The organism is Streptomyces sp. BK79 (assembly GCF_044142145.1).
In the GTDB taxonomy this organism is placed as follows: domain Bacteria; phylum Actinomycetota; class Actinomycetes; order Streptomycetales; family Streptomycetaceae; genus Streptomyces.
This window is the reverse complement of the sequence record NZ_JBHVOC010000004.1, coordinates 144,129-169,806: the sequence shown is the minus strand read 5'-3', so window position 1 is coordinate 169,806 and position 25,678 is coordinate 144,129. Positions and strand designations below refer to the sequence as shown.

Sequence of the window (25,678 nt, the reverse complement as noted above, 5' to 3'; positions counted from 1 at the left end):
CGTCAGGGTGCCGCCACATGCGAGCGTCCCGCACGTGGCGTGGTGCGGGAAGAGGGGGTGACCCGATCAGGCCACCGGGGGCCGCTTTTCGCGGGTTCCGGGGTCCGCCGGGTCGCCGCTGTCCCGCGGGCCAGTCTCACGGATGCCCCGTCAGACGGGCGTGAAGCGAGCGGGCCGAGGCGTCAGTGAGGGAGGCGATCTGGTCGACGATCACCCGTTTGCGGGCGCGGTCGTCGGCGGCCAGGTCGAACAGGGAGCGGAACTGGGGGTCGAGGCCCTCGGGGGCGCGGGCGGTGAGGGCCTCGGCCAGTTCGGCGACGACGACGCGCTGGTCGGCGCGGAGCCGCTCCTGCTCGGTGCGCTGCATGACGTACCGGACGGCGACCGCCTTGAGGACGGCGCACTCCATGCGGGTCTCGCGGGGGACGACCAGCTCCGCCGTGTAGCGGGTGAGCCGGCCGCTCCCGTACGCGGCGCGGGTGGCGGCCTCGGCGGCGAGGCAGAAGCGGCCGATGAGCTGGCTGGTGGCGTCCTTCAGGCGGGCCTGGGCCACGGCGGAGCCGTCGTAGCCGTGCGGCCACCACTCCTGGGCGAGGAGGCGGTCGAGGGCGGCGGCGAGTTCGGCGTGGTCGGTGCCGGCGGGGACGTAGCGGCCGACGGCGGCGGCGAAGACCTCTTCGCGCTCGGGGTCGGCGAGCAGGCAGTTGGGGTCGACGTGGCCGGCGTGCAGGCCGTCCTCGACGTCGTGCACGGAGTACGCCACGTCGTCGGCCCAGTCCATGACCTGGGCCTCGAAGCAGGTGCGGGCGCCGGGGGCGTCCTTGCGGAGCCACTCGAAGACGGGCCGGTCGTCGTCGTACACGCCGAACTTGGGCGAGGCCGGGTCGGTGGGGTGGGCGCCCCGGGGCCAGGGGTACTTGGTGGCGGCGTCGAGGGTGGCGCGGGTGAGGTTGAGGCCGACGGAGCCGTCCTCGGTGAACCGCTTGGGTTCGATGCGGGTCAGGAGCCTGAGGGACTGGGCGTTGCCCTCGAAGCCGCCGCAGTCCTCGGCGAACGCGTTGAGCGCCTGTTCGCCGTTGTGGCCGAAGGGCGGGTGGCCCAGGTCGTGGGCGAGGCAGGCGGCCTCGACGAGGTCGGGGTCGCAGCCGAGGGCGGCGCCCAGCTCCCGGCCGACCTGGGCGCATTCCAGGGAGTGCGTGAGGCGGGTGCGGGGGCTGGCGTCCCAGACGGGGCTGCCCTCGCCGGGCGCGACGACCTGGGTCTTGCCGGCGAGGCGGCGCAGCGCCGCGGAGTGCAGGATGCGGGCGCGGTCGCGCTGGAAGGCGGTGCGGCCCGGGCGCTTGTCGGGTTCGGGGGCGTAGCGGGCCACGGACGTGGGGTCGTACGGGGGTGGGGGTGCGGTGCCTTCCATGTCAGGAACAGTAAGGGGAGGGGGTGACACGCGGGCGCTCAGGAGGGTCCTAGGGGAGGGCGAGCGCCCGGCGTTCCGCGCCACGGCCGCCGGTCTTCAGCGCCTCGTCGTAGCGGTGCAGGAGCAGGCGGGCCATGGCCGCGTGGGTGCCCAGGGGGGCGGACGCGATCCAGGGGGCCGCCGCCGCGCATTCCGTCGCGAAGCGGCCGGGGGCGGTGAAGTACGAGGCGACGGCCACCCTGCGGTGGCCCCGGGCCTCCAGCGCCCGTACCGCCTCCGGCACCGTGGGAGCGGCGGCCGAGGCGTACGCCGGGACCACCGGGACGCCGAGGCGGTCGGCCAGGAGCGCCGCCGTGCGGCCCGTGTCGGTACGGGACTCCGGGTCGCGGGAGCCCGCGGAGGCGAGGACGACGGCGGCGTCCCGCGGGGCGTGCAGGGGCCAGCCGGCCTCCAGGAGGTTGTCGTGCAGGGCGTCCACGAGGAGGGGGTGCGGGCCGAGCGGGGCGGCCACGCGGGTGCGGGCCGGGGAGGCGGCGGCCAGCTCGGGGATGTCCCGTTTCACGTGGTAGCCGCGGCTGAGGAGGAGCGGGACGAGGACCGCCTCGCCGTCGCCGAGCGCGGCCAGCGTGTCGGGCAGGAGCGGGGCGTTCAGTTCGATGTGGCCGAGGTGCACGGGCAGGGCGGGGCGCAGGGCCCGGACCCGGTGGAGGAGGGCGCGTACGGTGCTCAGGGCGCGCGGGTCGCGGCTGCCGTGGGCGACGACGACCAGGGCGGGGGTGCCGCCGGGGCTCGCCGTGCTCGTCGTCCTGCCCGTCAGTGTCGTCGCCGTCATGTGTAGAGCGTGCGGGCCGGACGTTGCCTCCCCGTTGCGCGGGTGTCACAGCCGTTTACCGTCGGTTCACACGGCGCCGGGCCCGGCGTGTGAGCGGCCGGTGAACCGGACGGCGCGCCCGGGCGTCCCTGGGGTCAGGAGACGATCGGGGAGGGGCCGACACCCATGCGCCGCTGGAGACCACGCAGACCACGCCTTCCGCGCACCCGCGAGGGCAGGCGGAGGCTGGTCCAGGGCGTCGTGGCCGGGTGCGTGCTGGCGCTGCTGCCCGCGACGTGGATGCACCTGGTCACCGGCGACCGGCTGCGCACCGCGGCCGACGTGCCCCGCACCGAGGTCGCGGTCGTCTTCGGCGCCGGACTGTGGGACGGGGAGCCCTCGCCGTACCTCGCGCACCGGCTGGACGCGGCGGCCGGGCTGTACCGGGCGGGCCGGATCGAGGTGGTGCTCGTCACCGGCGACAACAGCCGCGAGGAGTACGACGAGCCGGACGCCATGCGCGCCTACCTGGTCCGGCACGGGGTGCCCGACGGGCGGATCGTCAGCGACTACGCGGGGTTCGACACCTGGGACTCCTGCGTGCGCGCGAAGAAGATCTTCGGCGTGGACCGGGCGGTGCTGATCAGCCAGGGCTTCCACGTCCGGCGGGCGGTGGCGCTGTGCCAGGAGGCGGGGGTCACGTCGTACGGGGTCGGCGTCGACGAGGCGCACGACGCGACCTGGTACTACGGGGGCGCTCGGGAGGTCCTGGCGGCGGGAAAGGCGGCGCTCGACGCGGTGTTCGAGCCGGATCCGACGTTCCTCGGGCCGAAGGAGCCGGGCGTGGCGCGGGCCCTGGCGGACGCGCGGTGACACGGCCCTCACCGTGGCCGGAGGGCGGCGGGGAGGTCACCGTCCCGGTGGCGTAACAGAGCGCCGCCCGGTCGCGTAACACGGGCGGCGCACGCTGGGCGGCATGCAGAACACCGCCACGCCCACGCACTGCCCGTACTGCGCCCTGCAGTGCGGGATGAATCTGACGCCCGCCGCCGACGGGAGCGTCGAGGTGTCCGAGCGCGCGGACTTCCCGGTGAACCGGGGCGCGCTGTGCGGCAAGGGGCGTACGGCGCCGGCGGTGCTCTCGGCGAGCGCCCGGCTGACCTCGCCGCTGGTGCGTTCCGCCGGCGGCGCGCTGGAGCCGGCCTCCTGGGAGGAGGCGCTGGACCGGATCGCCGGGAACCTGGCCCGCACCCGGGAGCGGCACGGCGCGGACGCGCTCGGCGTGTTCGGCGGGGGCGGGCTGACCAACGAGAAGGCCTACACGCTGGGCAAGTTCGCCCGGGTGGCGCTGGGCACCTCGCAGATCGACTACAACGGGCGGTTCTGCATGTCGTCGGCGGCGGCGGCCGGCACCAAGGCGTTCGGGCTGGACCGGGGGCTGCCGTTCCCGCTGGAGGACATCCCGAGGACCGGGTGCGTGATCCTCGTCGGGTCGAACCCGGCGGAGACGATGCCGCCGTCCCTGCGGTACTTCACCGAGCTGCGCGAGAACGGCGGCACGCTGATCGTCGTCGACCCCCGGCGGACGAAGACCGCCGAGCAGGCCGACCTGCACCTCGCGCCCCGGCCCGGCACCGACCTCGCGCTCGCGCTGGGGATGCTGCACCTGGTCGTCGCCGAGGGGCGGGTGGACCAGGAGTACGTCGAGGAGCGCACGGCCGGCTGGGAGGACGCGCGGGCGGCGGCGATGGCCCACTGGCCGGAGTACGTGGAGCGGATCACGGGGGTGTCCGTTCCCGAGCTGCGGGAGGCGGTGCGGCTGTTCTGCGCGCCGAAGGCGGCGATGGTGCTGACCGCGCGCGGGCCCGAGCAGCAGGCCAAGGGGACGGACACGGTGGGCGCGTGGATCAACCTGTGCCTGGCGACCGGGCGGGCCGGGCGGCCCCTGTCGGGCTACGGCTGCCTGACCGGGCAGGGCAACGGCCAGGGCGGGCGCGAACACGGGCAGAAGGCCGACCAGTTGCCCGGCTACCGCAAGCTGACCGATCCGGCGGCGCGGCGGCACGTGGCCGAGGTGTGGGGGGTGGACCCGGACACGCTGCCGGGGCCGGGGCGCAGCGCGTACGAGCTGCTGGACGCGCTGGGCACGGACATCCGGTCGCTGCTGGTGATGGGCTCCAACCCGGTGGTGTCGGCGCCCCGCGCGGCGCACGTCGAGGAGCGGCTGCGGTCGCTGGACTTCCTGGCCGTGTGCGACGTGGTGCTCTCCGAGACGGCGGCGCTGGCGGACGTGGTGCTGCCGGTGACGCAGTGGGCGGAGGAGTCGGGGACCACGACCAGCCTGGAGGGGCGGGTGCTGCTGCGGCGGCGCGCGATCAGCCCGCCGGACGGCGTCCGCGGCGACCTGGAGGTGCTGCGCGAACTGGCCGCCAGGCTCGGCGTGGAGAAGGGCTTTCCGACCGAGCCCGAGGAGGTCTTCGAGGAGCTGCGCCGGGCGAGCGCGGGCGGCCCGGCGGACTACTCCGGGATCGACTACCGGCGGCTGGCCGAGGAGAACGGGGTGTTCTGGCCCTGCCCGGCGCCCGCCGACCGGGAGGCGGCACCCCATCCGGGCACCCCGCGCCTCTTCCTGGACCGGTTCGCCACCGACGACGGCCGGGCCAGGTTCGTGTCCGTCTCGCACCGGCCGAGCGCCGAGGAACCGGACGACGAGTACCCGGTGCTGCTGACCACCGGGCGGGTCGTGGCGCAGTACCAGTCCGGCGCCCAGACCCGGCGGGTGGCGGAGCTGAACGCCGCCGCGCCGGGCCCGTTCGTGGAGCTGCACCCCCGGCTGGCGGCGCGGCTCGGGGCGGCCGAGGGGGACCCGCTGGCCGTGGTGTCCCGCCGGGGGCGGGCGGTGGCGCCGGCCCGCATCACCGCCGGCATCCGTCCCGACACGGTGTTCATGCCCTTCCACTGGCCGGGCGAGGGCCGCGCCAACACCCTGACCAACCCCGCGCTCGACCCGACGTCGCGGATGCCGGAGTTCAAGGTGTGCGCGGTGCGGGTGGAGACGGTGGAGACCCTGGAGGCGGTGGCGGGGACGTCGTAGGGCTCACCGGGGCGTGCGCCACCGCCCCGGGGGTCACGCGTCGTAGGGGCGCTTCTCCTTCGCCTCCCGCAGGGCGCGGCCCCACCACACCAGTTGGTCGAGCATGGTCTTGGCCGCCGCGTCCGGGCCCGACGGGTCCCGCAGCCGGCCCGCGTCGTCGAAGGACGCGCCCGCCTGGTGGAAGGAGACCGTGTCGCGGACGGTGACGGCGTGCAGTTCGGCGAAGACCTGGCGCAGGTGCTCGGCGGCGCGCAGACCGCCGGACAGGCCGCCGTAGGAGACGAGGCCGACGGGCTTGGCCCGCCACTCGGAGAAGTGCCAGTCGATGACGTTCTTCAGGCCGGCCGGGAACGAGTGGTTGTACTCGGGCGTGAGCACGACGAACGCGTCGGCCCGGGCCAGCTTGGGGGTGATCTCCGCGAGGGCGGCGTCCGCCTCGGGGGTCCGCGCGAAGGTCATGGGCAGGTCGGTGGCGGCGACGTCCACGACGTCCGGGACGAGGTCGTCGTGGGCCGTGAGGTGGTCCAGGAGCCAGTCGGCGACGACGGGGCCGAAGCGGCCGTGGCGGTTGCTGCCGACGAGCAGGGTCACATGGAGCGGAGCGGTCGCGGTGTTCATGCGGGACAGCCTGGTACCTCGACTTTGGTTGAGGTCAAGTCCCGTCCCCACGGGCCCGTTCGCCAGGCACCGGGTCACCCGTTCACACCCGCGCCCCGCACCCTTCCGGATCTTTTCCGGTACGTGCCCGCCCGGCCCCTGTGACCTGCCCGAACGGCATCGCGCCGGGGGTCGCGGGGCGCGCGGCCGACACCCGTTCGTCCCAGCGCCGCCGCGTTCTCGACAAGCGGGCCGCCCCCGGTGCCACTTTCCTCGGTAGGGCAGGGGCCACCGAGAGCTCGAAGGAGCACCGATGCGAGTTACCGCCCGCCTGCTGACCGGTACCGCGCTCGCCGTCGCGGCCGCCGGCCTCATCGCCCCGGCACCCGGGTACGCCGGGGACGCCGTGGCGAGAGGCGGTCTGGAGGTGTACCCGGCCTCCGTCGTGCCGGGCGAGCGTGCCACGGTGCGCACGGCGGCGTGCGGCGAGGACGGTGCCGCGGCGGGTGACGCCGGCGCGGTGGGCGCCGGTGCCTTCCCGCTGGCGCCGGGCGCCGGCGGGGGCGGGGCGCGAGGCGACTTCGAGGTGCCGCCGAGCGCGCAGCCGGGGACGTACGAGATCGTCGCGACCTGCGGCTCGGACGGACTGCGGGTGACGGGCGACCTGGTGGTCACCCTGACCTCGGCCCGTGAGCAGGTGTATCCCAGAGGAAGCGTGAAGACGGGGGTCGGCGGCGCTCTTGGCCCCGATCCCGTGCAGACCGCGGCCGGTGTGGCGGCTCTGGCCGTCGCCGCCGCGGGCGGTACCTGGCTCCTGCATCGCCGGGCGAGAGGCGACGGGATCTGACGGGCACCCTCCGCTGCCCGTCCGCCGGTACCGCACTTCCCCACCCCCTCCGGGTCCGACGCCCCTCGCGGCCCGGAGGGGGCAGGGGTCTCACCGAAGGACCCGACGGAGAGGGGTCGCGTCATGCGCAGGGTCGGCAACTCCGCGATAGCGGCGGTCACCGCGCTCGCCCTGGGCTCGGGGGCGTGGCTGCTCGCGGGCGGCGCCGGGGCCGGGGCCCCGCCCCAGCCGTCGGCCGCGCAGGCCCGCTCGGGCTCCGGGCAGGCCGGCCGGCCGCCCGCCGCGCCCGCGCTGCCGCCCTCCCCGCCCGACCGCGTCCGCGTCCCCGCGATCGGGGTGGACGCCCCCATGACGGGCCTCGGCCTGACGCCGTCCGGCAGCCTGGACGTGCCGCCTCCCGAGCGCGCGAACCTCGCCGGCTGGTACGAGGCCGGCACCACGCCCGGCGAGACGGGCACCGCGATCGTCGCCGGGCACGTCGACAACGCCGAGGGCCCGGCGGTGTTCTACCGGCTCGGCGCGCTGGAGAAGGGCGCCACGATCGAGGTCGACCGGCGCGACGGCTCGGTCGCGGTGTTCACCGTGGACGCGGTGGAGGTGTACGCCGCCGAGGACTTCCCCGACGCGAAGGTGTACGGCGCGGCGGGCCGCCCCGAGCTGCGCGTCATCACCTGCGGCGGCGAGTGGTCACGCGGCACCGGTTACGAGGGCAACGTGGTCGTCTTCGCGCACCTGACCGGCAGCCGGTGAGCCGTTCAGCACGTTCTCCTTCCCCCAGGCGCCGAGCGGGGCCAGCGCCTTGTTGAGGGCGACGCCCCGGGCGGTGAGCGAGTACTCGACGCGCGGCGGCACGTCGTCGTACTCCTCGCGGTGCACGATGCCGTCGGCCTCCAGCTCCCGCAGCTGCGCGGCGAGCACCTTCTCCGTCACCCCGGGCAGCTCCCGGCGCAGGGCGCCGAAGCGGTACGGCCGCTCGGCCAGCGCCCACAGGATGAGCACCTTCCACTTCCCGCCGATCACGTCCATCGCCGCGTCGATCCCGCAGATGTACGCCCCCGGCCGCCGTGCCGTCCCCATGACCGTCTCCCCGTCCGTGTCCGCTGCCTGGATGCTTCCCCCAAGGTAACCACCCACTCGCAAGTGCGTACTTGAGCCGCCGCCGACCGGGGCGGAGGCTGATCACATGACCGACGACGCAACCACCTCCCGCATCCCGGCCGCCCCCCTCACCGTCCTCGGCGCCGGCGCCATGGGCGCCGCCCTCGCCCGCGCCTGGCTGGCCGCCGGCCACCCCGTGACCGTCTGGAACCGCACCCCCGCCCGCGCCGAGGCCCTGGCCGCCGACGGCGCCACCGTGGCCGCGAGCGCCGCCGAGGCGGTGGCCGCGAACCGCCTGGTGATCGTCTGCCTGCTCGACGACGCCTCGGTCGGCGCGGCCTTGGAGGGGGTCGACCTGACCGGCCGGGACCTGGTGAACCTCACCACCGGCACCCCCGCCGACGGCCGCGCCCGCGCCGCCTGGGCGACGGAGCGCGGGGCCCGGTTCCTGGACGGCGGGATCATGGCCGTACCGCCGATGATCGGGGACGCCGGCTCCGGCGCGTACGTCTTCTACAGCGGCTCCGCCGAGCTGTTCGAGGAGCACCGGGCCACCCTCGCCGTCCCGGCCGGCACCCGGTACGTGGGCGCGGACGCGGGCTTCGCGGCGCTGCACGACGTGGCGCTGCTCAGCGCGATGAGCGGCATGTTCGCGGGCATCACGCACGCCTTCGCGCTGATCGGCCCGGAGGACATCGCCCCGAAGGACTTCGCGCCGCTGCTGGTGTCGTGGCTCGGCGCGATGACCGGCTCCGCCCACCTGGCCGCCGACCAGATCGAGAGCGGCGACTACGGCAAGGGCGTCGTCTCCAACCTCGCGATGCAGGTGGCGGGCAACGCGACGCTGCTGCGCACCGCCGAGGAGCAGGGCGTGAGCGCGGAGCTGCTGACGCCGTACACGGCGCTGATGGAGCGGTGGCTCGCCGAGGGGCACGGCCAGGAGGACACGACCGGGATGGTGGAGCTGCTGGACCTGCGGCGGGGCCGCGCGGAGCGTGCCTAGGCCAGCCACTGCTCGTAGGCGAGGTTCGCCACCAGGGCGAAGACGACCGTCAGCAGCACGATCCGGACGAAGCCGCTGCCCTTCTTCAGGGCCGTGTGCGCGCCGAACATGCCCCCGGCGAGGTTGAAGACCGCCATCAGGGCGGCCAGCTGCCACAGGACGGCGCCCTGCCAGGCGAAGGTGGCGAGGGCGCCGGCGTTGGTGCAGCAGTTGACGATCTTGGCGGTGGCGGAGGCGGTCACCAGGTCCAGGTGGAGGACGGCGGTGAGCGCCAGGACAAGGAACGTGCCGGTGCCGGGGCCGATCAGCCCGTCGTAGAAGCCGATGCCGAGGCCCGCGAGGCCGATCGCGGCGAGGACGCGCCGGCGGGTGGCCGGGCCGGGGGCGGGGGCGGTGCCGAAGGCGGGGCGCAGGATCACGAACGCCGCGACCGCCAGCAGCACCACCATGATCACCGGCTTGAGCACCTCGGTGCTCATCCCGGCCGCGAAGAACGCCCCGCCGGACGACCCGGCCAGCGCCGCCAGGCCGATGCGGACGGCGGTGCGGACGTCCACCGGGGCCTTGCGGGCGTACGTGACCGCCGCGCCCGTGGTGCCGACGATGGCGACCGCCTTGTTGGTGCCCAGGGCGTGCGCGGCGGACGTGCCGGCGGGCAGCCCGAGCAGCAGGGCGGGGAGCAGCAGGAGCCCTCCCCCGCCGACCACGGCGTCGATCCAGCCGGCCGCGAGGGCCGCGAGGCAGAGCAGGACGACCGTGGTCAGCGCTATGTCGGGCATGATCGCGACCCTATGGACGGGATGGATGTGCCGTCCATCGAGATGAGGGACTTCTGAGGTTGCCGCCCCGGCCGCGGGCCGGGGCGGCCGGGCCCCTCACACCCACCCCCCGCCCCCGCTGAGGGCAGCGTTCCCCGCGGGAAACAGACGTGATGCCACCGGGTAACACCCGCCCCGCACGCTCGTCGCATGACCTCGAACGAGCGTGTGGTGGTGATCGGCGCCGGACTGGCGGGCGTGACGCTGGCCCGGCGGCTCGGTGAGCTGGGCACGCCCGCGCTGGTCGTCGGCGACGAGGAGCACCGCCCGTACAACCGGGTGCTGCTCGCCGAGGTGCTGGCCGAGCGGTACGGCCCCGAGGTGACCGCCCTGCCCGCGCCGGCCGGCCTGACCCGCGCCAAGGTGACCGGCATCGACCGGGCCGGGCGGACCGTGCGGTGCGCCGACGGCTCGGTGATCGCCTACGGCACGCTGGTCCTGGCGACCGGCTCCAACGCCGTACTGCCGCCCCTGCGCGGCCTGTTCACGCCGGACCGCGAGCTGCCCGAGGGCGTGCACGCGTTCCGGACGATGGACGACTGCCTGAGCCTGTCGAAGGCGGTACGGCCCGGGGTGCGGGCGGTCGTCATCGGGGGCGGGCTGCTCGGGGTGTCCGCCGCCCGCGCGCTGGCCGTGCGCGGCGCGCAGGTCGTCCTCGCCCAGCAGTCCGAGCGGCTCATGGAACGCCAGCTGGACCCGGGCTCCTCCGCGCTGGTGCGGCGGCACCTGGAGGACCTGGGCGTCGAGGTGCACACCGAGTGCCGGGTCCGGGACGTGCGATGCGTCGGCGGGGCGGTCAGGTCGGTGGAGATGGCCGACGGGTACGCGCTCGGCGCCGACCTGGTCGTCCTCGCCTGCGGGGTCCGGCCGCGCGTCGGGCTGGCGCAGGAGGCGGGACTGGAGGTGGGCAAGGGCGTCGTCGTCGACGACGAGCTGCGCACCTCGGACCCGCACATCCGGGCCGTCGGCGACTGCGCCGAGCACGCGGGGCGCGTGTACGGGCTGGCCGCCCCGGCGCTCGAACAGGCCGGCGCGCTCGCCGGGCTGCTCGCCGGGAGCGGCACCGCCCGCTACACCGGCACCCGCTCCCTGACCCGGCTCACCCTCACCGGGCCGGACAGCCCCTTCGACCTCGCCGCGTTCGGCGAGACCGACCCCCGCCCCGGCGACGACGTCGTGCAGCTCGCCGACGCCACCCGGGGCACCTACCGCAAGGTCGTCGTCCGCGACGACCGGCTGGTCGGCGGGGTCCTGGTCGGCGAACTCGGCACCGTCGGCGCGCTCGCGCGCGCCTGGGAGGGAGCAGAGCCGCTCCCGTCCGACGGCGGCCCCCTGCTCCACCTGCTCACCACTGACGGAGGCTCCTGATGTCCACGGACGACACCCCCACGATCGTGCTCGTCGGCCACGGCATGGTCGGCCAGCGCTTCCTCGAAGCGCTCGCCGAGCGCGGCCTGACCGGCACGCACCGCGTGGTCGTGCTGTGCGAGGAGCCGCGCCCCGCCTACGACCGGGTCCAGCTCACCTCGTACTTCTCGGGGAAGACCCCCGAGGACCTGTCGATGACCGACCTCGCGTTCATCGCGGAGCACGGCATCGAGCTGCGCGTCGGCGACCCGGCGGTGGCCGTCGACCGGACCGCCCGCGAGGTGACCGCCCGCTCCGGGCTGGTCGTCGGCTACGACGTACTCGTCCTGGCCACCGGCTCCTACCCCTTCGTCCCGCCGGTCCCCGGCAAGGACGCCGAGGGCTGCTTCGTGTACCGGACGATCGAGGACCTGCTCGCCATCGAGGCGTACGCGAAGAACGCGACGACCGGCGCGGTGGTCGGCGGCGGGCTCCTCGGCCTGGAGGCGGCCGGCGCCCTCAAGGGCCTCGGACTCACCTCGCACATCGTGGAGTTCGCGCCCCGCCTGATGCCGGTCCAGGTCGACGAGGGCGGCGGCGCGGCGCTGCTGCGCACCATCGAGGACATGGGCCTGTCCGTGCACACGGGCGTCGGCACGCAGGAGATCGTGGTCGGCGCGGACGGCGCCGTCACCGGCATGAAGCTGTCCGACGGGTCCGAACTCGCCACCGACCTGGTGGTGTTCAGCGCCGGTGTCCGTCCCCGTGACCAGCTCGCCCGGGACTGCGGGCTGGCGGTCGGCGAGCGCGGCGGCATCAGCGTCGACGAGCAGTGCCGGACCGTCGGCGACCCGCACGTGTTCGCGATCGGCGAGTGCGCGCTGGCGGCCGACGGTCGGGTGTACGGGCTGGTGGCGCCCGGGTACGAGCAGGCCGAGACGGCCGCCGCGACCATCGCCCGCGACGAGGCGGCGTTCACCGGCGCCGACCTGTCCACCAAGCTGAAGCTGCTCGGCGTGGACGTGGCGTCCTTCGGTGACGCGCACGGCACCACCGCCGACTGCCTGGACGTCGTCTACTCCGACTCCCGCGCGGGCCTGTACAAGAAGCTGGTCGTCGGCCGCGACGGCACGCTGCTCGGCGGCATCCTGGTCGGCGACGCGGAGGCGTACGGCACCCTGCGCGCGTTCACCGGCTCCATCCCGCCGGTCTCCCCCGAGTCCCTGGTGCTGCCCGCCGGCGCCGGCGCCCCGGCCCAGCTGGGCCCGTCCGCGCTGCCCGACGACGCGGTGATCTGCTCCTGCCACAACGTCACCAAGGGCACCATCCGGGGCGCGGTGACGGAGCACTCGTGCACGACCGTGCCCGAGGTGAAGAAGTGCACCAAGGCCGGCACCGGCTGCGGCTCCTGCGTCAAGGTGCTCGGCCAGCTCGTCACCGCCGAGCTGGAGGCGAGCGGCGTCGAGGTCGACAAGGGGCTGTGCGGCTGCTTCGCCCAGACCCGCGAGGAGCTGTACGAGATCGTCCTCGCCCTGCGGATCACCTCCTACCGGGACCTGCTGGACCGGCACGGCCGCGAGGGCGCCCGGGGCGGTGACGGCTGCGAGGTGTGCAAGCCGGCGGTCGGCTCGATCATCGCCTCCCTGGCCCCGGCGATCGGCGCGAGCGGCTACGTCCTGGACGGCGAGCAGGCCGCCCTGCAGGACACCAACGACCACTTCCTGGCCAACCTCCAGAAGAACGGCTCGTACTCCGTCGTCCCGCGCATCCCCGGCGGCGAGATCGCGCCGGAGAAGCTCATCGTCATCGGCGAGATCGCCCGGGACTTCGGGCTCTACACGAAGATCACCGGCGGTCAGCGCATCGACATGTTCGGCGCCCGCGTCGAGCAGCTGCCGGTGATCTGGGCGCGGCTGGTGGACGCCGGCTTCGAGTCCGGGCACGCGTACGGCAAGTCGCTGCGCACGGTGAAGTCCTGCGTGGGGCAGACCTGGTGCCGCTACGGCGTCCAGGACTCCGTGCGCATGGCGATCGACCTGGAGCTGCGCTACCGGGGGCTCAGGTCGCCGCACAAACTCAAGTCGGCGGTCTCCGGGTGCGCCCGCGAGTGCGCCGAGGCCCAGTCGAAGGACTTCGGCGTGATCGCCACCTCCAACGGCTGGAACCTGTACGTCGGCGGCAACGGCGGCGCCACCCCGCGCCACGCCGACCTGCTGGCGCAGGACCTGTCCGACGCCGAACTGGTCCGCCTGATCGACCGGTTCCTGATGTTCTACATCCGCACCGCCGACAAGCTGGAGCGCACCTCCACCTGGCTGGAGCGCGTCCCCGGCGGCCTGGACCACGTGCGGGACGTGGTCGTGCACGACTCGCTCGGCATCTGCGACGAGCTGGAGTCCCTGATGCGGGCCCACGTCTCGCACTACCGCGACGAGTGGGCCGAGACCATCAACGACCCCGAGAAGCTGGCCCGGTTCGTGTCCTTCGTGAACGCGCCCGACACCCCGGACCCCGTGGTGGGCTTCGTGCCCGAGCGCGACCAGATGAAGCCCGACCTGCCGCTGCTGAGCATCGGCCTGCGGCGCACCGAGGAAGACCTCGAGAACGACCTCCTGGAAGGAAGCACCCGGCGATGACCCTGGCACCCGAGACGACGGCACCCGAGACGACCGGCCTGAAGGTGCGGCTGCGCCTGACGGACGACTGGTTCACGGCCTGCGACCTCGGCGCCCTGCTCCCGGGCCGGGGCGTGGCGGCCCTGCTGCCGGACGGCGCCCAGGTGGCCCTGTTCCGCGACCGGGGCGGCGAGCTGTACGCGATCGACAACCGGGACCCGTTCACCGGCGCGGCGGTCCTCTCCCGCGGCCTGACCGGCTCCCACCGGGGCCGCCCGTTCGTCGCGTCCCCGCTGCTCAAGCAGCGCTTCGACCTGGCGACCGGGCAGTGCCTGGACGACGAGGCGGTGCGGGTGGCGACGTACGAGGTGAAGGCCGCGTAGCGCCCCGGCCCGTCCCGCGGGACAACTGTCGGTTTCCTGTCGAAGACGGCCGGCGCGTCGAGTTCGGCGGGGCCGTCGGGTTTCATCGAGTCCCACGCCCTTCCCTCATGGAGGCCCGCACCATGACTCGGACCCACGACGTCCCGCCGTCCCGGCGCGCGGTGCTCGGCGCCGCCGCCGTCGCCGCCCTCACGGTGGCCGCCGGGGCCGCCCCCGCCGCGGCCGGCGCCCGGGGGGCGAGGTGGCCGACCCGGTTCCCGCTGCCCGACGGCTGGCTGCCCGAGGGCATCACCATCGGGTCGCGGCCGTACGCCTACATGGGCTCGCGCGCGAACGGCGCCGTCTACCGCACCGACCTGCGCACCGGCGAGGGCCGGATCGTCCACGAGGGCGCCCCGGGCCTCGCGGCCATCGGCCTGAAGCTGGACCGCGACGGTCTGCTGTACGTCGCCGGGGGCGGCGGGGGCACCGCGAGGATCGTCGACGCCCGCGACGGCCGCCTGCTGCGCACCCACCGGCTCACCGAGGCGACCGGTCACTTCGTCAACGACGTGGTCCTGCTCGGCGACCGCGCCTGGTTCACCGACTCCCGCGGCCCGGTCCTGTACGGCGTCCCGCGCGGCCGGGACGGCGCGGTGCGGGCCCTGCCCCTGACCGGCGACTGGGAGCAGACCCCGGACGTCAACAACGCCAACGGCATCGTCTCCACCCCCGACGGGCGGGGCCTGATCGTCGTGCGGAGCACACCGGGCGAGTTGTACCGCGTCGACCTCGCCACCGGCCGGGCCACCCGGATCGCCCTGGCCGGCGCGGCCGACGTGGTCAACGGCGACGGCCTGGTCCGCGTCGGCCGCACGCTGTACGTCGTGCAGAACCGGCTCGACCTGGTCAGCGTCTGGGACCTGGACGCGCGCGCCGGCCGGGCCACCCTGCGCCGGACGATCACCGACCCGGGCTTCGACGTGCCGGCCACCGCGGCCCGCTACGGCGACCGGCTCTACCTCGTCAACGCGCGCTTCACCAGCCCGCAGACGCCCGAGACGACGTTCACGGCGGTGGCGGTGGACCGCTGAGGGCCCCGGGGAACGCCGGGGGAGGGACGCGCCGCCCAGCCGTCACGGGTTGTCCATGAACCGTCAATCGAGTGCCTCTAGGGTCCGTAGCCGCACGCTCCCGCCGCCGCCCGGCGGCGGGGCCGGTCATGACCCCCGGAGGCAGCAGTGGAACGTCGTACCCTCCTGCGCACGGCCATCGTCGGCGGCTCGGCCGTCCTCGGCGGAACCCTGTGGCGCGGTGCCGCGTACGCCGCCCCCGCCCAGCCCGGCAGCGGCCCCTACGGCGCGCTCGGCTCCCCCGACGCCAACGGCATCAGACTGCCGGCCGGCTTCACCAGCAGGGTGATCGCCCGCTCCGGCCAGAAGGTCGCGGGCACCTCGTACACCTGGCACAACGCCCCGGACGGCGGCGCCTGCTACGCGGACGGCTCCGGCTGGATCTACGTCTCCAACTCGGAGATCAACCCCTCCGGCGGCGCGAGCGCGGTGAAGTTCTCCGCCACCGGGGCGATCACCTCGGCGTACCGGGTGCTGTCCGGCACCCGGCAGAACTGCGCGGGCGGCCGGACGCCGTGGAACACCTGGCTGTCCTGCGAGGAGGTGGACCGCGGCTACGTCTACGAGACCGACCCGTGGGGCGTGAAGGCCGCGGTGCGCAGGGACGCGATGGGCCGCTTCAAGCACGAGGCGGCGGCCGCCGACCCGGTCCGCAAGGTCGTCTACCTGACGGAGGACGTCACCGACGGCTGCTTCTACCGCTTCCGCCCCACCACCTGGGGCGACCTGTCGTCCGGCACGCTGGAGGTGCTGGTCGCGGGCTCGGCCGCCAGCGGCCCGGTCACCTGGGCGAGGGTCCCCGACCCGTCCGGCGCGACGGCCACCCGCGGCCAGGTCTCCGGCGCCAAGCGGTTCAACGGCGGCGAGGGCTGCTACTACGCGGACGACACCTGCTGGTTCACCACCAAGGGCGACAACCGCGTCTGGCAGTACAACGCCGCCGCCCAGACCATCGAGCTGGCCTACGACGACTCCCTGGTGACGTCCGGCACGGCCCCGCTGACCGGCGTGGACAACGTCACCGGCAGCTCCTCCGGCGACCTGTTCGTGGCGGAGGACGGCGGCAACATGGAGATCTGCGTGATCACGCCGAGCGACGTCATCGCGCCGTTCCTGCGCATCGACGGCCAGTCCGGCTCGGAGATCACCGGCCCGGCGTTCTCGCCCGACGGGACCCGGCTGTACTTCTCCAGCCAGCGGGGCACGAGCGGCAGCTCCTCCGGCGGGATCACCTACGAGGTGCGCGGGCCGTTCCGGGCGTAGCGCCGCCGGACAGGCCCCGGGCGCCCCTCGCTCAGGGCGCGTCCAGGCCCTGGTAGGTCACCCCCGTGAGCCGCTCGGAGGCGGCCCACAGCCGTTCGCCCATCGCGTCGTCGGTGGTCCAGGGCGCCCGCCAGGACGGGGCGGGCGCCCCGCGCCACATCGCGAAGGACGGGCCGGTGAAGGAGTCGGACGGGACGCCGGGCGCGGTCGCCGCGTACAGGACGGGCAGCGCGCCCGCCTCGGCGCTCTGGGCGACGGCCCGGTTGGCGAGCAGGACCAGCCGCTCGGCGAGCCGGCGCCCCTCGGCGCGGGGCCCGGCGGTCAGCAGGCCGGTGTCCGCGTACCCCGGGTGGGCGGCGACCGCGCGCACGTCCGAGGCGCCGTCCCGGGCCGCGAGGCGGCGCGCCAGCTCGTGCGTGAAGAGCAGGTTGGCGGACTTGGAGCGGGCGTAGGCGGTCCAGCGCCCGTAGCGCCGGACGTTGTTGAGGTCGCGCGGATCGACGTTCGCGAGCGCGTGCAGGGAGCTGGAGACGGTCACGACCCGGGCGCCCGGCGTGGCGAGCAGGGCGGGCAGCAGCAGCCCGGTGAGCGCGAAGTGTCCCAGGTGGTTGACGCCGAACTGCGTCTCGAAGCCGTCCGCGGTCGTCCCGTACGGCAGGGCCATCACCCCGGCGTTGTTGACCAGGAGGTCGAGCCGCTCGTACGGCAGGCCGTAGGCGAACTCCCGGACCGTGGACAGGTCCCCGAGGTCCAGCCGCCTCAGCTCCACGGTGGCGTCCGGCACCTCGCCGAGCAGCCGCGCCACGGCCTCGCTCCCCCGCTGCTCACCGCGGCAGGCGAGCACCACGCACGCCCCCCGGCGCGCCAGCTCCCGGGCCACGACGTAGCCGAGGCCGCCGTTGGCGCCGGTGACGACGGCGACGCGCCCGTCCAGGCGGGGCATGTCGCCCGCGTTCCAGCCGGTCATCGCGGCTCCTTCCCTGGTCCGGACCCTGCCACCGTACGCGCCCGGAGCGCCGGAACGGAGAGCTACCGTCCGGTCACGTCACGTTCACATCACGAGTCCTCCATGTCGCCACCACATCCCCGGCACACCCCTACCTTCGGTCACCTCACACCCACCCATCCACACCGTTCCCGGGACTCTCGATGAAGCTGCTCCGCAAGCCCGCCGCCGTCGCCCTCGCGGCACTGGCCCTGTCCGCCCTGCCGACCGCCGCCGAGGCGCACGAGGGCACCCACCCGTTCAAGAACTGCACCGAGGCCTACGAGGCCGGGTACTCCGGCATCGAGCAGGGCGACGAGCACTACGGCGAGCACCTGGACCGCGACCGGGACGGCGTCGGCTGCGACAAGCCGCCCGCCGGCTTCGTCCCGGCCGGCGACAAGGACACCGACGACGCGGCCGGCTCGGGGAACTCCTCGGACTCCTCGGACTCCGGGAGCGAGGAGGACTCCGGCGCCGAGGAGGCCGCCGGGCAGCAGGGCACCGACCTGGCCGAGACCGGCGGCGACGACACCACCCCGTACCTCGCGGCGGGCGGCGCGGCCGTCGTCCTCGCGGGCGGCGGGCTGCTGCTGGCCGCGCGCCGGCGCCGGAGCGACGGCGCGGGCTGACCCCGCGTACGGCCGCCGGTGCCCCTCGCCTCAGCGGCGGCGGGGCGCCGGCGTCTTCAGGCCGAACTCGGCGCTGCTCAGCCGGCGCCGCATGGCCAGGGCCAGCGGACGCTCCACGAACCGCTGCACCACGTACGACAGGGCGACCAGGCCGGCGACGGTGAGGACGACCAGGAGCCGGGGGTCGACGCGGTCGCCGAAGCGGTGCAGGACGTTCACGCCGATGGCGTCGTGCAGCAGGTACAGCGGGAAGGTCAGGGTGCCGGCGACGGTCAGCCAGCGCCAGCGGATCCGGCTGGTCCAGCCGAGGGCGACGGCGGCGACCAGCAGGAAGAAGACCGTGATCACCAGGACCAGCCAGCCGTTCCACGGCGACCAGGAGTCCCGGTTGATGCGGCCGCCCTCGGGCAGCAGCAGGAAGTGCAGCGCGATCAGCCACGACATGGCGACGATGCCCCACAGCAGCGGCGTCGGCCGGTAGCGGTACATGAGGTAGAAGGCCATGCCGGCGATGAAGTACGGGGCGGACGGCGGGTTGACCAGCAGGGTGAGCAGCCGGATGTCGGCGCTCGGGGCCAGCACGGCGGCGACCGTCCACACCCCGCAGTAGATCACCACGCGCTGGTAGGTCAGGCCCTTCCACACCACGACCGCGAAGGTCAGGTAGAAGCACAGCTCCGGCCAGAGCGTCCAGTACACGGAGTCGAGGTGCTCCACGCCGAGCGGGGTCTGCAGCATCGTGAGGTTGGCGAACAGCACGCGCGGGTGGGGGTGTCCGAACGGGTTGTCGGCGAAGTAGATCACGCACGCCGTGATCACGATGGCCGCCCAGTACATCGGGTACAGCCGGGTCACGCGCGATATGAAGAAGTCGCGCGGGGTGCGGCCCCACGCGCTCATGCAGATGACGAAGCCGCTGATCAGGAAGAACAGTTCGACGCCGAGCCGGCCGAAGGCGAAGTAGCCGTGCGAGTCGGGGAAGACGGCCTCGACCGGGCGGCCCCAGATGGTCTCCATCGTCGAGGGCGCCTGGCCGACGAAGTGGAAGAAGACCACGGCCAGCGCCGCCAGGAACCGCAGTCCGTCCAGCGCCGCGAGCCGGTTGCGGCGGACGGGGGGCCCGGCCCCGGGCACCTTCGCCTCGGCGGCGGTGCGAGGTCCCGGCACCCCGGAGGCCGGCTCGCCGCCGCGCGAAGCGGTCCTGCCGGCGGGTTCCCTGTGATCCGTCGAGGTCATCCAACCACCGTTCCGGTGTGGGGCCACTGTCCGCTGCCAGGGCGCTCCGATTCTGCTGACAGCCTGCTGCTGCTCAGCTCACAGGTATTCACACCGACGATCAGATCACAAGGGGGCGGCACCCCCGCACAGGGTGCCGCCCCCCTTCCCGTGAACCGGAGCCGCCGCCGATCGGTGAGGGTGGTCGGGTGACAGACGGCGGCTCCGGGGTCTTCGCCCCGCTCGGAACGGCTAGCGGTGGTCGCTGCCCTTCGACTGGGACGCCGCGCGGCCGGCCTCCAGGCGGGCCACCGGGATCCGGAACGGGGAGCAGGAGACGTAGTCCAGGCCCACCTCGTGGAAGAAGTGGACCGACTCCGGGTCGCCGCCGTGCTCACCGCAGACGCCGAGCTTCAGGTCGGGGCGGGTGGCGCGGCCGGCCCGCGCGGCGGCGGCGACCAGGGAGCCGACGCCGTCCTTGTCGATGGTCTCGAACGGGGAGACGCCGAAGATGCCCTTCTCCAGGTACGCCGTGAAGAAGCTGGCCTCCACGTCGTCGCGGCTGAAGCCCCACACGGTCTGGGTCAGGTCGTTGGTGCCGAACGAGAAGAACTCGGCGGCCTCGGCGATCTGACCGGCGGTCAGCGCGGCGCGCGGCAGCTCGATCATCGTGCCGATGGACAGCTTCAGCTTGGCGCCGGTGGCCGCCTCGACCTCCGCGATGACCTGGTCGGCCTCGTCGCGCACGATCTCCAGCTCCTGGACGGTGCCGACCAGCGGGATCATGATCTCGGCGCGCGGGTCGCCCTTGGCCGCCCGGCGCTCGGCCGCCGCCTCGGCGATGGCCCGCACCTGCATGGTGAACAGGCCGGGGATGACCAGGCCGAGACGGACGCCGCGCAGGCCCAGCATCGGGTTCTGCTCGTGCAGGCGGTGCACGGCCTGGAGCAGGCGCAGCTCGTTCTCGTGCGGCTCCTGGCGGGACTCGGCGAGGGCCACGCGCACCGACAGCTCGGTGATGTCGGGCAGGAACTCGTGCAGCGGCGGGTCCAGGAGGCGGACGGTGACCGGGAGGCCGTCCATCGCCTCGAACAGCTCGACGAAGTCCTGCTTCTGGAGCGGCAGCAGCTCCTTCAGGGACTCCTCGCGCTCGGCCTCGGTGTCGGCCAGGATCAGCCGCTCCACCAGCTCGCGCCGGTCGCCGAGGAACATGTGCTCGGTGCGGCACAGGCCGATGCCCTGGGCGCCGAAACGGCGGGCGCGCAGCGCGTCCTCGGCGTTGTCGGCGTTGGCGCGCACCCGCAGCCGGCGCTTGCGGTCGGCGAAGGCCATGATGCGGTGCACGGCCTCGACCAGCTCATCGGCGTCCTCGGCGCCCGCGTGCATGCGGCCCTCGAAGTACTCGACGACCGGCGACGGCACGACCGGCACCTCGCCCAGGTAGACCTTGCCGGAGGAGCCGTCGATGGAGATGACGTCGCCCTCCTCGACGACGTGCCCGCCGGGCACGGTCATCCGGCGGCGCTTGGTGTCGACCTCCAGCTCCTCGGCGCCGCAGACACAGGTCTTGCCCATGCCGCGCGCGACGACGGCCGCGTGGGAGGTCTTGCCGCCGCGCGAGGTCAGGATGCCCTCGGCGGCGATCATGCCGTCCAGGTCGTCGGGGTTGGTCTCCCGGCGGACCAGGATGACCTTCTCGCCCGAGCGGGACCACTTGACGGCGGTGTACGAGTCGAAGACCGCCTTGCCGACCGCCGCGCCCGGCGAGGCCGCGATGCCCCGGCCGACCTTCTCGACCTTGGCGTCCTCGTCGAAGCGGGGGAACATCAGCTGGGCGAGCTGGGCGCCGTTGACGCGCTGGAGGGCCTCGGCCTCGTCGATCAGGCCCTGGTCGACGAGCTGGGTGGCGATGCGGAAGGCCGCGCCCGCCGTGCGCTTGCCGACGCGGGTCTGGAGCATCCACAGCTGGCCGCGCTCGATGGTGAACTCGATGTCGCACAGGTCCAGGTAGTGGTTCTCCAGCGTCTCCATGATCTGCATCAGCTGGTCGTACGACTTCTTGTCGATCTGCTCCAGCTCCGCCAGCGGGACGGTGTTGCGGATGCCGGCGACGACGTCCTCGCCCTGGGCGTTCTGGAGGTAGTCGCCGTAGACGCCCTGGTGGCCGGAGGCGGGGTCGCGGGTGAAGGCGACGCCGGTGCCGGAGTCGGGGCCGAGGTTGCCGAAGACCATGGAGCAGACGTTGACGGCGGTGCCGAGGTCGTGCGGGATGCGCTCCTGGCGGCGGTAGAGCTTGGCGCGCTCGCCGTTCCAGGAGTCGAAGACGGCCTTGATGGCGAGGTCCATCTGCTCGCGCGGGTCCTGCGGGAAGTCCCGGCCGGCCTCGGTCTTGACGATCTTCTTGAACTTGGTGACGAGCTTCTTGAGGTCGGCGGCCTCCAGCTCGGTGTCCACCGCGACCTTCTTGGCCGCCTTCGCCGCCTCCAGCGCCTCCTCGAAGAGGTCGCCGTCGACGCCGAGGACGGTCTTGCCGAACATCTGGATCAGGCGCCGGTAGGAGTCCCAGGCGAAGCGGTCGTCGCCGGCCTGCTTGGCCAGGCCCTGCACCGACTTGTCGGAGAGGCCGATGTTGAGGACCGTGTCCATCATGCCGGGCATGGAGAACTTGGCCCCGGAGCGGACCGACACGAGGAGGGGGTCGTCGGCCTGGCCGAGCTTCTTGCCCATCTTCTCTTCGAGGGCGTCGAGGTGCGCACTCACCTCGTCACGCAGTGCCGCCGGCTCCTCGCCGCTGTCGAGGTAGGTCTTGCATGCCTCGGTGGTGATGGTGAAGCCGGGAGGGACCGGAAGACCCAGGTTGGTCATCTCGGCGAGGTTGGCGCCCTTGCCGCCGAGGAGGTCCTTGAGGTCCTTGTTGCCCTCGGTGAAGTCGTAAACGAACTTGGTCGTGTTCGTTACCTGAGGTTCTTTGTTTTCCGACACGGGTCTCGACTCCTCGAGGACGCGGTGGCTGCCCTGACGGCGAGGAATGTACCCAGATCAAAGGCACCTGGGTACGTCCACTTGCGCGTCATACGCCTGTAACCACTCGTCCGCCAGCGGATCGAAAGTCAAGGCTTGGCAAGCGAGCGACGGCTTGTGTTTTCACTTCTTGAACGAATGGACCCTCGAAGCAGGCCGTTGTCGCTCAGGTGAGCGCCTTTCGCCACGTTTGAGTTCGATCGATGAACGATCATGATATGGCACTCAGTGCCACCCCTTGGAGAAGTGGAATCGTCCAAGATCCGCTCATCTGAGCGTCACTCCTATCAGAGGTGGCGAGAATCACGCTGCCACAGGCCGTCGGATTTCACCATGCGGACCGGTGAACGGACCGTTCGCGGCGGACGTACGACAGGGTGCGGCGGACCCGGCCCCCTCGCCGGGTCCGCCGACCACCGGGTTACGTACGGAAGGACCTCCGGGTGCCTGTCATCACGCCTTTCCGCAGGCCGGCGCGGACCGCCGACGCCCCCGGCACACCCGCACCCGAGCCCGCCGCACTCCCGTCGCTCCCCTCGCTCCGGTCCCGCCTGGCCCACTGGCGCGCCTGGCGCACCCGCCGTCCCCGCGCCGCCCGCGCCGTCCACCGGACCACGACCGTCCTCGCCGCCGCTCTCGTCCTCGGGTCGCTGCTGCTGCCGAACACCGTCGCCGCCCTGGAGCCGAACCGGTTCGCGCGCATCCCGGTGGAGGCCCTGATCGCGGCGGTGCTGCTGCTCTGCCTGCCGCGCGTGCCGCGCGTCGTGGCGGCGGCGCTCTTCGGGACCGTCCTCGGCGCGCTGACCGTGCTGAACCTGCTCGACATGGGCTTCACCGAGTACCTGGGCCGGGGCTTCAACCTCGTCCTGGACTGGGGCCTGCTGGACGACGCCCGGTCGTACGTGGCCGACTCGATGGGCGGGGCGGCGGCCACCTGGGCGGCGGTGGGCGCCGTCGCGCTGGCCGTGCTGGTACCGGTGCTGACGGCGCTGGCCGCCGTCCGGCTGGGCGAGCTGCTCGCCGCGCACCGGGAGCGGGCGGCCCGGGGCGCGCTGACGGCGGCCACCGTGTGGATGACCTGCGTCGCGCTGGGCGTGCAGACCTTCGGCGTGCCGGTCGCCACCAGGAGCGCCTCGGCGGCGCTCCAGGCGCAGGCGCGCCGGGTGGTGGACACGCTGCGGGACGAGGCGGCGTTCGCGCGCCAGGCGCGGTCGGACCGCTTCGGCGCCACGCCCGGCGCGCAACTGGTGCCGGAGCTGCGGGGCAAGGACGTGATCTTCACGTTCATCGAGAGCTACGGCCGCAGCGCCGTCGAGGACCCGGTCATGGCGCCCGGCGTCGGCCGCACGCTCGACGCGAGCACGAAGGCGCTGGAGGAGGCGGGCTTCAGGGCCCGCAGCGGCTGGCTCACGTCGGCGACGTACGGCGGCAGCAGCTGGCTCGGCCACTCCACGTTCCTGTCGGGCCTGTGGGTGGACAACCAGCAGCGCTACCGCACCGTCACCGCCGGCGACCACCTCACCCTCACCAAGGCGTTCGCTAAGACCGGCGCGTGGGACACGGTCGGCGTCATGCCGGGCGTGCAGAAGGCGTGGCCGGAGGCCGAGTGGTACGGGCTCGACAAGGTCTACGACGCCTTCGACGTCGGCTACGAGGGACCGAAGTTCAGCTGGTCGACGATGCCGGACCAGTACGCGCTGGAGGCCTTCCAGCGCCTGGAGCACGGCAGGGAGCGCGCCCGGCCGCTGATGGCGGAGGTCATCCTCACCTCCAGCCACCAGCCCTGGGCGCCGCTCCCGGAACTGGTCGACTGGGACGCGATCGGCGACGGCTCGGTGTTCGACGGCATCGAGGCGTCGGGCGTGGACGCCTCCGACGTCATCGCCGACGCCACGCGGTCCAAGGAGCAGTACGGCAGGTCGGTCGAGTACTCGCTCACCAGCCTCACCCAGTGGCTGGAGCGCTACGGCACCGACGACACCGTCCTGGTCTTCCTCGGCGACCACCAGCCGCTCGCCCGGGTCAGCGGGGCCGGGGCGAGCCGGGACGTGCCCGTCTCGGTCGTCGCCAAAGACCCTGAGGTGCTCGACGCGATCGACGACTGGGACTGGACGGAGGGCCTGAAGCCCGCCCAGGACGCCCCGGTGTGGCGGATGGACGCCTTCCGCGACCGCTTCCTGACGGCGTACGGCTCGGTGCCGCACCCCACCGGGGGCTGATCAGCCGCCGGAGGTGTCCAGCTCCGCGTCCTCGCCGATGCCCGCGCAGTCGTAGGGGTCCTTGAGCCAGCCGTCGGGCAGGACCACCCGGTTGTTGCCGGAGGTACGGCCGCGGGGCCCGTCGGCGCCGGTGGGCCAGGGCTGGTCGAGGTCCAGCTCGTCCAGCCCGGCACGCAGTGCCTCCAGGGACGAGGTGACCGCGAGCCGCTTGCGCATCTCGGAGCCGACCGCGAAGCCCTTGAGGTACCAGGCGACGTGCTTGCGGAAGTCGATGACGCCGCGCGCCTCGTCGCCGATCCACTCGCCGAGCAGGGTGGCGTGCCGCACCATCACGTCGGCGACCTCGCGCAGCGTCGGCCGTACGTAGGCGTCGGTACGTCCCTCGAAGGCGGCCACCAGGTCGGCGAAGAGCCACGGGCGCCCCAGGCAGCCGCGCCCGACCACGACGCCGTCGCAGCCGGTCTCCCGCACCATCCGCAGCGCGTCCTCGGCCGACCAGATGTCGCCGTTGCCGAGGACGGGGATCTCCGGGACGTGCTCCTTGAGGCGGGCGATGGCGTCCCAGTCGGCGGTGCCGCCGTAGTGCTGGGCGGTGGTGCGGCCGTGCAGCGCGATGGCGCTCACGCCCTCCTCGACGGCGATCCGGCCGGCGTCGAGGAAGGTGAGGTGGTCGTCGTCGATGCCCTTGCGCATCTTCATGGTGACCGGCAGGTCGCCGGCGCCGGTGACGGCCTCGCGGACGATGGCCCGCAGCAGGTTCCGCTTGTACGGGAGGGCCGAGCCGCCGCCCTTGCGGGTCACCTTGGGGACGGGGCAGCCGAAGTTCAGGTCGATGTGGTCGGCCAGGTCCTCCTCCGCGATCATGCGGACGGCCTTGCCGACGGTCACCGGGTCGACGCCGTACAGCTGGATCGAGCGCGGTGTCTCGGTGGCGTCGAAGTGGATCAGCTGCATGGTCTTCTCGTTGCGCTCGACCAGCGCCCTCGTGGTGATCATCTCGCTCACGAACAGGCCCTTGCCACCGCTGAACTCCCTGCACAGGGTGCGGAAGGGGGCGTTGGTGATCCCGGCCATGGGGGCGAGGACGACGGGCGGCCGGACGGTGTGCGGACCGATCTGCAGGGGCGTGGACATGTCTCCATTGTGCCGTGCAATGACTTGGCAAAATTCATTAGTTAGGCACACTATTGAAATCGGGTTACGATGG

Annotated in this window: 21 protein-coding genes; 12 read left to right on the top strand and 9 right to left on the bottom strand. The window is 73.7% G+C overall.

Going from position 1 to position 25,678, the window contains the following annotated elements:
* Positions 1-136 precede the first annotated feature (136 nt).
* Together ACFIF2_RS06385 and ACFIF2_RS06380 are read right to left on the bottom strand one after the other, a co-directional pair.
* Positions 137-1,411: a deoxyguanosinetriphosphate triphosphohydrolase gene (locus ACFIF2_RS06385; RefSeq protein WP_395571511.1), complete on the bottom strand. Its 1,275-nt coding sequence runs from the start codon at positions 1,409-1,411 to the stop codon at positions 137-139.
* Between the two features lie 49 nt (positions 1,412-1,460).
* Positions 1,461-2,243 (bottom strand): sirohydrochlorin chelatase, encoded by a 783-nt coding sequence (locus ACFIF2_RS06380; RefSeq protein ID WP_395571510.1) that lies wholly within the window; start codon positions 2,241-2,243, stop codon positions 1,461-1,463.
* Positions 2,244-2,408: 165 nt separating this feature from the next.
* On the opposite strand from ACFIF2_RS06380, the gene ACFIF2_RS06375 reads away from it, so the two are divergent.
* Both ACFIF2_RS06375 and ACFIF2_RS06370 read left to right on the top strand, forming a co-directional pair.
* Entirely contained in the window at positions 2,409-3,095 is a 687-nt protein-coding gene (locus ACFIF2_RS06375) for a vancomycin high temperature exclusion protein (protein WP_395571509.1), read from the top strand.
* Positions 3,096-3,198: 103 nt separating this feature from the next.
* A complete protein-coding gene (locus ACFIF2_RS06370; RefSeq protein WP_395571508.1) occupies positions 3,199-5,316 on the top strand; it encodes a molybdopterin oxidoreductase family protein in 2,118 nt (705 codons plus the stop codon).
* A gap of 33 nt (positions 5,317-5,349) precedes the next feature.
* Here ACFIF2_RS06370 and ACFIF2_RS06365 read toward each other — a convergent pair whose 3' ends face one another.
* Complete coding sequence (locus ACFIF2_RS06365; RefSeq protein WP_395571507.1) at positions 5,350-5,934, bottom strand: NADPH-dependent FMN reductase; 585 nt, start codon at positions 5,932-5,934, stop codon at positions 5,350-5,352.
* Between the two features lie 292 nt (positions 5,935-6,226).
* Between ACFIF2_RS06365 and ACFIF2_RS06360 the strand changes: the two genes are divergently transcribed.
* Together ACFIF2_RS06360 and ACFIF2_RS06355 are read left to right on the top strand one after the other, a co-directional pair.
* The gene (locus ACFIF2_RS06360) at positions 6,227-6,760 is read left to right on the top strand and encodes a hypothetical protein (protein ID WP_395571506.1); all 534 of its coding nucleotides are present in this window, start codon (positions 6,227-6,229) and stop codon (positions 6,758-6,760) included.
* A gap of 123 nt (positions 6,761-6,883) precedes the next feature.
* Positions 6,884-7,510, top strand: coding sequence for a class F sortase (locus ACFIF2_RS06355; protein ID WP_395571505.1), 627 nt, complete (start codon positions 6,884-6,886; stop codon positions 7,508-7,510).
* Here the strand turns inward: ACFIF2_RS06355 and ACFIF2_RS06350 are convergent.
* Complete coding sequence (locus tag ACFIF2_RS06350; protein WP_395571504.1) at positions 7,448-7,837, bottom strand: winged helix-turn-helix transcriptional regulator; 390 nt, start codon at positions 7,835-7,837, stop codon at positions 7,448-7,450. The two genes, ACFIF2_RS06355 and ACFIF2_RS06350, sit on opposite strands and share 63 nt — an antisense overlap.
* A gap of 106 nt (positions 7,838-7,943) precedes the next feature.
* Between ACFIF2_RS06350 and ACFIF2_RS06345 the strand changes: the two genes are divergently transcribed.
* Positions 7,944-8,861, top strand: coding sequence for an NAD(P)-dependent oxidoreductase (locus ACFIF2_RS06345; protein WP_395571503.1), 918 nt, complete (start codon positions 7,944-7,946; stop codon positions 8,859-8,861).
* Here the strand turns inward: ACFIF2_RS06345 and ACFIF2_RS06340 are convergent.
* Entirely contained in the window at positions 8,858-9,640 is a 783-nt protein-coding gene (locus tag ACFIF2_RS06340) for a sulfite exporter TauE/SafE family protein (protein ID WP_395571502.1), read from the bottom strand. The genes ACFIF2_RS06345 and ACFIF2_RS06340 overlap by 4 nt on opposite strands.
* 189 nt (positions 9,641-9,829) lie before the next feature.
* On the opposite strand from ACFIF2_RS06340, the gene ACFIF2_RS06335 reads away from it, so the two are divergent.
* The 5 genes from ACFIF2_RS06335 to ACFIF2_RS06315 all read left to right on the top strand — a co-directional run bounded on the left by ACFIF2_RS06335 (position 9,830) and on the right by ACFIF2_RS06315 (position 16,399).
* Positions 9,830-11,047: an NAD(P)/FAD-dependent oxidoreductase gene (locus tag ACFIF2_RS06335; RefSeq protein WP_395571501.1), complete on the top strand. Its 1,218-nt coding sequence runs from the start codon at positions 9,830-9,832 to the stop codon at positions 11,045-11,047.
* On the top strand, positions 11,047-13,662 hold the full coding sequence (gene nirB / locus ACFIF2_RS06330) for a nitrite reductase large subunit NirB (RefSeq protein ID WP_395571500.1): 2,616 nt from the start codon (positions 11,047-11,049) through the stop codon (positions 13,660-13,662). The genes ACFIF2_RS06335 and nirB overlap by 1 nt, the downstream gene beginning before the upstream one ends.
* On the top strand, positions 13,659-14,024 hold the full coding sequence (gene nirD / locus ACFIF2_RS06325; protein WP_395571499.1) for a nitrite reductase small subunit NirD: 366 nt from the start codon (positions 13,659-13,661) through the stop codon (positions 14,022-14,024). The genes nirB and nirD overlap by 4 nt, the downstream gene beginning before the upstream one ends.
* Positions 14,025-14,146: 122 nt before the next feature.
* Positions 14,147-15,097 carry an SMP-30/gluconolactonase/LRE family protein gene (locus ACFIF2_RS06320; protein WP_395571498.1) on the top strand — a complete coding sequence of 317 codons (951 nt, stop codon included), beginning with the start codon at positions 14,147-14,149 and terminating at the stop codon, positions 15,095-15,097.
* A 147-nt stretch (positions 15,098-15,244) separates the two neighbouring features.
* Positions 15,245-16,399, top strand: coding sequence for an alkaline phosphatase PhoX (locus ACFIF2_RS06315; RefSeq protein WP_395571497.1), 1,155 nt, complete (start codon positions 15,245-15,247; stop codon positions 16,397-16,399).
* 31 nt (positions 16,400-16,430) lie between these two features.
* Here the strand turns inward: ACFIF2_RS06315 and ACFIF2_RS06310 are convergent, their stop codons facing one another.
* Positions 16,431-17,366: an oxidoreductase gene (locus ACFIF2_RS06310; RefSeq protein WP_395571496.1), complete on the bottom strand. Its 936-nt coding sequence runs from the start codon at positions 17,364-17,366 to the stop codon at positions 16,431-16,433.
* Between the two features lie 182 nt (positions 17,367-17,548).
* Here ACFIF2_RS06310 and ACFIF2_RS06305 point away from each other — a divergent pair, with 182 nt between their 5' ends.
* Positions 17,549-18,016 (top strand): excalibur calcium-binding domain-containing protein, encoded by a 468-nt coding sequence (locus ACFIF2_RS06305; RefSeq protein ID WP_395571495.1) that lies wholly within the window; start codon positions 17,549-17,551, stop codon positions 18,014-18,016.
* A 30-nt stretch (positions 18,017-18,046) separates the two neighbouring features.
* Here ACFIF2_RS06305 and ACFIF2_RS06300 read toward each other — a convergent pair whose 3' ends face one another.
* Both ACFIF2_RS06300 and ppdK read right to left on the bottom strand, forming a co-directional pair.
* A complete protein-coding gene (locus ACFIF2_RS06300; RefSeq protein WP_395571494.1) occupies positions 18,047-19,252 on the bottom strand; it encodes an acyltransferase family protein in 1,206 nt (401 codons plus the stop codon).
* Between the two features lie 231 nt (positions 19,253-19,483).
* A complete protein-coding gene (gene ppdK / locus ACFIF2_RS06295) occupies positions 19,484-22,213 on the bottom strand; it encodes a pyruvate, phosphate dikinase (protein WP_395571493.1) in 2,730 nt (909 codons plus the stop codon).
* Positions 22,214-22,695: 482 nt separating this feature from the next.
* Between ppdK and ACFIF2_RS06290 the strand changes: the two genes are divergently transcribed.
* The gene (locus ACFIF2_RS06290; RefSeq protein WP_395571492.1) at positions 22,696-24,471 is read left to right on the top strand and encodes a CDP-alcohol phosphatidyltransferase; all 1,776 of its coding nucleotides are present in this window, start codon (positions 22,696-22,698) and stop codon (positions 24,469-24,471) included.
* Here ACFIF2_RS06290 and dusB read toward each other — a convergent pair whose 3' ends face one another.
* The gene (gene dusB / locus ACFIF2_RS06285) at positions 24,472-25,605 is read right to left on the bottom strand and encodes a tRNA dihydrouridine synthase DusB (RefSeq protein ID WP_395571491.1); all 1,134 of its coding nucleotides are present in this window, start codon (positions 25,603-25,605) and stop codon (positions 24,472-24,474) included. It abuts the gene before it with no gap.
* Positions 25,606-25,678: the final 73 nt, after the last annotated feature.